The organism is Glycocaulis sp., from assembly GCF_052168375.1.
Lineage (GTDB): Bacteria > Pseudomonadota > Alphaproteobacteria > Caulobacterales > Maricaulaceae > Glycocaulis.
The window spans coordinates 1-4656 of the sequence record NZ_JBQLZR010000303.1; the positions used below are offsets into that span (position 1 = coordinate 1).

The 4656-nt window shown below is 64.3% G+C and carries 4 protein-coding genes; all 4 read right to left on the reverse strand.

Annotation, left to right across the window (positions count from 1 at the left end):
* Positions 1–627 (reverse strand): hypothetical protein (locus ACTS2Z_RS12300; RefSeq protein WP_442573504.1); only part of this gene is annotated, 627 nt, incomplete at its 3' end.
* Positions 628–718: 91 nt separating this feature from the next.
* Positions 719–2059 (reverse strand): N-succinylarginine dihydrolase, encoded by a 1341-nt coding sequence (astB, locus tag ACTS2Z_RS12305; protein ID WP_442573505.1) that lies wholly within the window; start codon positions 2057–2059, stop codon positions 719–721.
* A gap of 4 nt (positions 2060–2063) precedes the next feature.
* Positions 2064–3518, reverse strand: a complete 1455-nt coding sequence (gene astD, locus ACTS2Z_RS12310) for a succinylglutamate-semialdehyde dehydrogenase (RefSeq protein ID WP_442573506.1) — start codon at positions 3516–3518, stop codon at positions 2064–2066.
* On the reverse strand, positions 3515–4525 hold the full coding sequence (locus tag ACTS2Z_RS12315) for an arginine N-succinyltransferase (RefSeq protein ID WP_442573507.1): 1011 nt from the start codon (positions 4523–4525) through the stop codon (positions 3515–3517). Before ACTS2Z_RS12315 ends, astD begins: the two co-directional genes overlap by 4 nt.
* Positions 4526–4656 lie beyond the last annotated feature (131 nt).

The window sequence follows — 4656 nt, forward strand, 5'->3', positions numbered from 1 at the left end:
GGCGGCGATCTCGTAGCGCTGCGAGGTAATCACAACCGGACCATCCGGCCAGGCCGGTGCCATGTCGATGCGGGTTTCATAACCACGAATGCGCACGATGGCATTGGGGCGGAAGCTTTCCGGTGCCCGCACCTCGCGGAACCGCACCGTGGCCGTTTGCGGATCGATCCCGACATCGGCATGTACGTTGTCTGCAATATCAAACGTAAAGCCGCCGCCCGAAACGGTCAGTGTAGGCGGTCTGAGCCGATAGACGGCGAGCCCGTCCTGCCAGCCGATGAAAACAGGCGCCTCGCGTGTCTGCAGCACGCGATCGGGGGGAACCTGAATCATCCGGCGTCCGTCTTCGGGAAGATTGGCCTCGGAGGCATCAACGCTTTGACTATTGCTATCGTACCAGCGCGGCGCGCCTGCCTCTTCGGCGAAGCGCAAGGTGCGCCCGTCCTCGCCGCCCTGCTGCAAGGCAAAACCGCAAACCTCGCTCACCGCTTCGCCATGGAGCTGCACGGCCTCAAGCGCGCGCTCGAAGAGGCCGGCAGGCGCGGCGTCATCGTGCGCCGATGCCGTGCCCGCATGAGCGAGGGTCACGAGCGGTACAGAAATCAGCAGGGCGCTTAACGTCTTCATGGCAGAGAGCTTATCCCGGCCATGGGAACTGAACAGGGGCGATTTCGATCCTTGCCAAGATTTAACCTGACGGGCGAGCGCTGGCGCGCAGTCAGCCTCTCTGGAAATCGTAGAAGTCGCCGCCGAGATCCATGATGCGCGTCAGAGCATCCAGTGCCACGCGGCTCTCATCAACAAGATCGGGATCGGCAAGGTCGGCAGGGCTCAGGCTTTCGCGATAGTGCGTCTTGGCCCAGTCCGTCAGTGCGGCGAAAAGCCGGTCATCAAGAATCACGCCGGGATTGACGGCCGCGCGCTCTGCCTCGGTCAGCACCACGCGCAGCCGCAGGCAGGCAGGCCCTCCCCCGTTGCGCATGGACTGGCGGACATCGGCATGTTCGACGCGGCCAATCGGCCCGTTACCGGCCACCAGCTTTTCGCAATACGCCTTGGTGGACGCAGTCTCGGCTGTCTCCATGGGGGCCAGCAGGACCATGCGGTCCTCATCCGGCCAGCTCAGGAGCTGGGAATTGAAGAGGTAGCTGGAGATGGCATCCCCGATGGGCACTTCGGCGTCCGGCACCTCGACAAACACCGGGTCAAACAGGCCCTTGGCCGCCGAACGGATGGCATCGAGCGTGCCTTCGGTATCCTCGAAAGCGAGCTCGTGGAAGAACAGGACCGGGCCGTTACCAACGCACACAACATCATTGTGGAAGGCCCCTGCCTCGATAGCCGCGCGTGACTGGCGCGCGATGACGACCGTGTCGGGGTCCAGCCCGTGCCGGCGGGCAAGTGCCTCGCAGGCCTGACGCGTCTGGCGCGCGGGAAAGCGTGCATCCCAGGTCTCGAACGCGTCGCGCCCGTAGACGAAAAGCTCCACACCCGGCGCGCCATGCTCGGCGCACAAGCGTACATGGTTGGCCGCGCCCTCATCGGCATAGGCCGACTGGAAGGGTAGCGGGTCGTGGATGGCGAAATGGTCCGGGCCAGGGAAAATCGCGCGAAGAGCCTGCGCCGTCTGCGGGCCCTCTATCGATCGGTGCAGCGTGGAGAGAAGGTTCGCCGCACTCATGTGCAGGCGGCCATCGGCTGTGTCGGCGCTGGGCGAAACCGTAGCGGCATTGGCCGCCCACATCGCACTGGCGGACGCCATGTTGCGCGCCAGAACCGGCGCCTTGCGAAAAGCGTTTTCCCAGACCTCGCGGTCAGAGCCGGTAAAGCCCAGCGCCCGCAGGCCGGGAATGAAAGGGCGTTCCTGCGGCGGCAGGAAGCCTTGCACCAGCCCCGCATCGGCAAGGCGCTTGGCCTTGGCGAGACCTTCCAGGACCCCGGCGCGCGGCGCAGCCGTGTTTCCGGCATTTTTCGCGCTCGCGAGATTACCTTCAGAGAGCCCGGCATAATTATGCGTCGGGCCGACCAGACCGTCGAAATTGGCTTCGATGGCACTCATGGCCTCAAAGGCCTTTCACGGGCAGGGATTCAAGGATGGGCGCGGCCTGCGTGGCGACCGGCCAGGCACAATAGTCGGCGGCGTAATAGGCGCTGGGGCGCAGATTGCCGGACTGACCGGGACCACCAAACGGCATGGAGGACGCCGCCCCGGTGGTCGGACGGTTCCAGTTGACGATACCCGCGCGTGACCCCGCCCAGAAGCGCTTCCACAATGCCTCGTCATCACTGACCAGCCCGGCGGCGAGGCCGTAGGCTGTATTGTTTGCCTCGGTCAGCGCGTCCTCGAAACCCGCCACGCGCCGGACCTGCAAAAGGGGTCCGAACACCTCTTCGTCGGGGGTGTCGATGCCCGTCGTCTCGATCAGTGCAGGACTGACGAAGGCGGGGCCCTGTTCGAGCCGGCGCGCCTTCAGCAGCACCTTGCCGCCAAGAGCGGCCAGATGATCCTGAGCCTTGAGCACCGCGTCTACGGCATGGGATGTGACCAGTGGCCCCATGAAGGGTTCCGGGCTGGCATCCCATGCGCCAATCGGCAGTCGGGCGGCCATGTCCGTGATCGCAGTGATCACTGCGTCGCCGGCCTGGCCCTCAGGCACGATGAGGCGGCGTGCGCACGAACAGCGCTGACCGGCACTGATATAGGCGGAAAGAATGGCGATACGGGCTGCGGCGTCAGCATTCTTCGCGTCCCACACGACGAGCGGATTATTGCCGCCCATTTCCAGTGCGAGCTGGATGCCCGTGCGGCCAGCGAACTTCCTGTGAATGAAAGAACCCGTCGCCCACGAACCGGTAAAGAGCACGCCGTCGAGATCCGGGTCATCGAGCGCTGCCGCGCCGGTCTCGCGCGCACCCTGTACGAGGTTCAGAACGCCTGCGGGAAGGCCGGCCTCGGCCCAGCACTCCACAATCAGAGCGCCGGTAGCAGGTGTCAGTTCTGACGGCTTGAAGACCAGCGTATTGCCGGCTAGCAGCGCAGGCACGATATGCCCGTTCGGCAGATGGCCGGGGAAATTGTACGGGCCGAGCACGAACAGGACGCCCACCGGCTTGTGGTCGAGTACTGCCTCACCGAAATCAGCCGTCTCGACACGGCGTCCGGCCCGTTCCTCGCGGGCGCGCACCGATATGGCGATCTTGCCGATCATCGCGGCTGCCTCGCCCTGCGCTTCCCAGAGAGGCTTTCCGGTTTCACGCGCGATGAGCGTGGCAAAATCGTCCTTGCGCTGCGTGATCAGTGCGCCGAAGCGTTCGACAATCGCCTTGCGGGCTTCAAAACCGCCCAGCGCCCAGGCCGGAAAAGCCGATCTGGCTGCCGCGAAGGCGGCACGCACGTCTTGTGGTGATGCGCTTGAACCGCTCCACACCGTTTCGCCTGTCGCCGGGTTGGCAGAGGCAAAGGCACTGCCCTGCCCGTCCTGCCAGTTTCCGGCGATATGGAGGCTCTTCGCGGTCATGAATTCACCCATACTCTTGCTGCATCACCCTTGGTCAGGCCGAGCGCGCGGCGGGCATCATCGCCCAGCACCAGGATCTCGCCATCGAGCGCCACGTCGCAGCGCACGAGGCGGAAATCCTCCAGACGGTCGGTGGAAACCATCGCCTCGACCCTCTCGCCCTGCCCTGTTCCGACCGTCATCACCCGGCTCTCGCTCAAGGTGCGGATACGCTCCACCGGGCAGTCCATAAGCGGCCCGCCATCGAAGATGTCGACATAGCGATGATACTCATACCCTTCCCATTCGAGGAGCTTGCGCGCGTTCACGCCTTGCGCGTGCGTGCGGCCCATCACCTCGCGCACCGCTGGTGGCAGATGATCGACATAGATCGGGTGGGTCGGCATGAGATCGAGAATGAACTGGTTGTCTGTCGAGGCGCTCATCCGGTCGGCCTCATCAAACGTCATGCGGAAGAAGGGGCGGGTCACATGGTTGAAGAAGACAGACTCGCCGTGCTCGTCGACCACGCCGCGAAGCTCGGCAACCACACGGCTCCCAAAACGCGAACGGTCCGCGCCAATCAGCAGATACCGGGACTGTGCCATCAGCCGTCCGGCGCCCCGGCCGCGCGCGGCATCCGACACGAAGAGCGAGCCGACTTCGGTGCAGCCGGCAAAATCATTGACCAGCATCATCGCTTCCATGTCGAAGCGGCGGTTCGCCTCGCGCGAGGCTTGCGCGAAGGTCATGATCTTGAAGTCGAAATACGGCTTCTTGATCCCGACAGCAGCCTTTACGGCAGCCGTGCCCAGCACCTTGCCGGTCTCTGTGTCTTCCAGCATGAGCTGGTAGGCGGCATCTGAGCGGTCATCGATCTGGCCGGCAAAGGCCTGTTCGGACCGGCTGAGCTTTTCGGCCAGCGCATCAGCACTGACAGCAAGGCTGGTGAAGCCCGTACCGGCAGAAGCGGCGAGCGCCGTGAACGACGAATGATCGGCGCTGCGCGCTGAACGCACCATCAACATGGCCGCTTATCCCTGTCCCTTGAGGGCGCTCGCGAGCGCTCTGGCTTCCCGCGCATCAAACTCGCCTCTGGCAAATTTCATCAGCATCACCGCCGACAGCTTCGCCTTTTCGGTGAAGCTGGAAATCTTCG